4 protein-coding genes are annotated in these 3,023 nt (G+C 62.1%); 3 read left to right on the top strand and 1 reads right to left on the bottom strand.

Going from position 1 to position 3,023, the window contains the following annotated elements:
• Positions 1 to 394 precede the first annotated feature (394 nt).
• Positions 395 to 655 carry a hypothetical protein gene (locus WDW90_RS35925; protein WP_336492525.1) on the top strand — a complete coding sequence of 87 codons (261 nt, stop codon included), beginning with the start codon at positions 395 to 397 and terminating at the stop codon, positions 653 to 655.
• A gap of 149 nt (positions 656 to 804) precedes the next feature.
• Here WDW90_RS35925 and WDW90_RS35920 read toward each other — a convergent pair whose 3' ends face one another.
• Positions 805 to 1,086, bottom strand: coding sequence for a DUF2312 domain-containing protein (locus tag WDW90_RS35920; protein ID WP_336492524.1), 282 nt, complete (start codon positions 1,084 to 1,086; stop codon positions 805 to 807).
• Positions 1,087 to 1,223: 137 nt separating this feature from the next.
• On the opposite strand from WDW90_RS35920, the gene WDW90_RS35915 reads away from it, so the two are divergent.
• Both WDW90_RS35915 and WDW90_RS35910 read left to right on the top strand, forming a co-directional pair.
• Positions 1,224 to 2,291: an AI-2E family transporter gene (locus tag WDW90_RS35915; protein ID WP_336492523.1), complete on the top strand. Its 1,068-nt coding sequence runs from the start codon at positions 1,224 to 1,226 to the stop codon at positions 2,289 to 2,291.
• 139 nt (positions 2,292 to 2,430) lie between these two features.
• Positions 2,431 to 2,910: a hypothetical protein gene (locus WDW90_RS35910; protein WP_336492522.1), complete on the top strand. Its 480-nt coding sequence runs from the start codon at positions 2,431 to 2,433 to the stop codon at positions 2,908 to 2,910.
• Positions 2,911 to 3,023: the final 113 nt, after the last annotated feature.

Below are 3,023 nucleotides of genomic sequence, written 5' to 3'. Positions count from 1 at the left end.
GCTTTCTCCATTCTGCGTCGTCCAGCATCACTCCTCCCAGTCAGGAGGAGCAAAACGCCCGCACACGGAACACGTTCAAGGCCGAACAGGCCGTAGCGGCTTTCCGGTACCACGCTGTCCCACTGACGGTACCACCTGAGCTTGCTCGTTTCCGCTCTGCAGTACCCTCGGTACCGCCTGTACCACCTCCCGAAACAGGCTGACGAAAATTGAACAACAGCATGACCGAAGCGGCTTGATTTCAGCTTGGCCAGACTGACCAATAAGCCTGCAGGGTGGTCATCCCAGCTGGAGCAATCCGTCACCTTGCCGAACAGGCACGAAGGGCTGAGACTCGCGTGCTTGTGATGGGCTGACATCGGCCGGCGCAGCGGCAACGGACAGGGCTGTCAGAGTGGCGAAAAGAGGCAAGGCTTTCGACGTTGAGAAGGCGACTGATGTCGACCTTGAGGGCGGAGAAACATTCATTCTGCCAATGTGTATGGCTAAGCCAGAGATCATGCTCGGAGAGGAGACGACGATCGTTCTCCTCGAAACAATCGATGGCGCGCAGGTTGGCATCCCGCTCGGGCACACCTCGATCGAGCGGCTGCATGTGCTGCTCACGGAGGCGCTTCGAAGGCTGAAATCGGGTAATGACGTTCACCTGCAGTGAGAGCAGGCCGATGGTCATCCCTCGATGGTCAGCTTTCTCGCCGCCTCACCGAGGCGGCGCCGAGGAGCGAGTAGGGTAGCGTAGGTAGGGGCGACGGGGCAGCGCAAGCGCAGGTCGAAGGGCTCACCCCGTCACGGAACGAATTGATATCAGGCTGCCTGGGCGACGGGAGCGGGCGTGGGCGCATCCATGGCGCGCAGATAGACCTCGAGCAAGGTCTCGTGCTCGTCGCGCTCGTCCTTGTCGAGCTTCCGCAGCTTGAGGATCTCCTTGAGGATCTTGACGTCAAGGCCCTCGCTCTTGGCCTCCAGGAAGATCTCCTTCTTGGCTTCCATCAGATCCTTGATCTCCTCCTCGACCTTCTCGATGCGCTCGATGATGGAGCGGATGCGGTCGCCGGCGACGCCTACGGTATCGGTCGTGTTGGTCATGGTTGCTCCTTCCTCAATCTGAACGGGCAACCTCGCGGATCTCGGTAAGCGGGGCGTTAAGGCATGGAGCAGGCTGCTTTTCACACCGCGATCGCAGGCGCAGAGTCTTCCAGAACGCAATCGACTGGTCCGATCACATGCTCGACCCTATTGGACGACCTCCACCGCCGGTTACGCCATTTCCATCCAAGGGACTGGCGGCCAGCTCTCTCCGGCTTGAGATCACAACCCAGATCCTCGCTGCCATCGTCCTAGTCGCCACGCTATGGCTCGGCCTGCTCGCCTCGCTCCTGGCAGGGTTGCTGGTCTACGAACTGGTCCATCTGCTGGCGCCCAGTCGCAGCAGCGATCTAGTGGCCCGCCGGACCGGGAAGATCCTTGTCGCGGCCCTTCTCGCTACCATCGTCATTGTTGCGCTCGGAGCGGGGATCCTGGGCCTGATCGCCCTGCTGTCTGGCGGTTCGGAAAGCCTTGCAGTTCTCCTCCGGAAGATGGCTGAGATCATCGAGACCGCCCGCGCCCATCTTCCTGCCTGGGCCCTCAGCTCGGTTCCAGCTGACCCAGATGAGCTGCGGACCACCGCCTCGACATGGTTGCGCGAGCATGCGGACCAGTTGCGCTCCATCGGCCAGGATATCTGGCGGACGTTGGTTCACATCCTGATCGGCATGATCATCGGTGGCATGATTGCTGTCAGCCGTGAGGCCGGCGGCAACGAGCATGGGCCCTTAGTGCGCGCGCTGACCAACCGGGTGCGCCTCCTTGGGGCTGCCTTTCGCAGCGTGGTGTTTGCCCAGATCAGGATCTCGGCCCTGAACACCGCTCTGACGGCCTTCTACCTGTTCCTGATCGTGCCCTGGATTGAGGGCAAGCTGCCGCTGACGAAAACGATGGTGGCGGTGACCTTCATCGCTGGACTTCTGCCCGTGATCGGAAACCTGATCTCCAACACCGTCATCGTGGTGGTGAGCTTGAGCGTGTCGCCCCTGTTGGCGGTGAGTTCGCTTGTGTTCCTGGTAGTGATTCACAAGCTGGAGTACTTCGTGAATGCCCGCGTCATGGGTACACAGATCCATGCGCGAGCCTGGGAGCTTCTGCTCGCGATGTTTGTCATGGAGGCAATCTTCGGGATCGCTGGCGTGGTAGCGGCCCCGATCTATTACGCGTTCCTGAAAAACGAGCTCTCCACGCAGAACCTGATATGAACGGAGCCTTTCAGGCATATCGATACCCAGCATCTCCTTCCGGGCACGCGCATATTGGCGCTGTACGGGACACCCTGCCCCTTGAAGGCATGAGCCGAGCCCATGTAGATGCAGCCGGAGTGACCTGGGAGGCACGGCCATGAGTGCTCTGGTCCTTGCCATGGTGCTGACCGTCACGCCGGCGGATGCTGCTCCCGCGCCGCTCCGAGTCCCGTCGAGCGTTAAGGTCAAGTCCGACGAACGCTTGTGGGTGGAGAATGTCGGCGAGATCGACTGCCAGGGCCGGCGCCGCTCGACGGACTTCGCTCTGTCCATGGAGGTCAAGGAGCGGCCTACGGGCACACCCGAGCAGCGCCTCCGCAGCGAAGTCGCTCGGACGGATCATCCTGGCGGACCTGGGCAGCTCATGGGGCCGATCCACCATGTCGGCCGAATCTGGACGGCGCGATGGGACCGCGGCTTTGTCAGCCTCGTCGAGATTGGCGAGCGTGACCTGTGGCTCTGGCTCGTCTCGCCTGCAGATCCCGATGGGGCGGACCGGGACTGGGAGGAGACGGAGCTTGAACTTCCGGTCGGAAGCAGACAGGCCGCCGTGAGGCGGCCTGTCCGTTTCGTTTGATACTCGTCGGCTTCAGAAGTCCATGCCGCCCATGCCGCCGCCGCCCGGCATCGGGGGAGGCGCGTCCTTCTTCGGAGCGTCGGCGACCATCGCCTCGGTGGTGACGAGGAGGC

The organism is Methylobacterium nigriterrae, assembly GCF_037106235.1.
In the GTDB taxonomy this organism is placed as follows: domain Bacteria; phylum Pseudomonadota; class Alphaproteobacteria; order Rhizobiales; family Beijerinckiaceae; genus Methylobacterium; species Methylobacterium nigriterrae.
The sequence above is the reverse complement of the archived record's forward strand: the minus strand, read 5'-3'. Positions and strand labels throughout refer to the sequence as shown.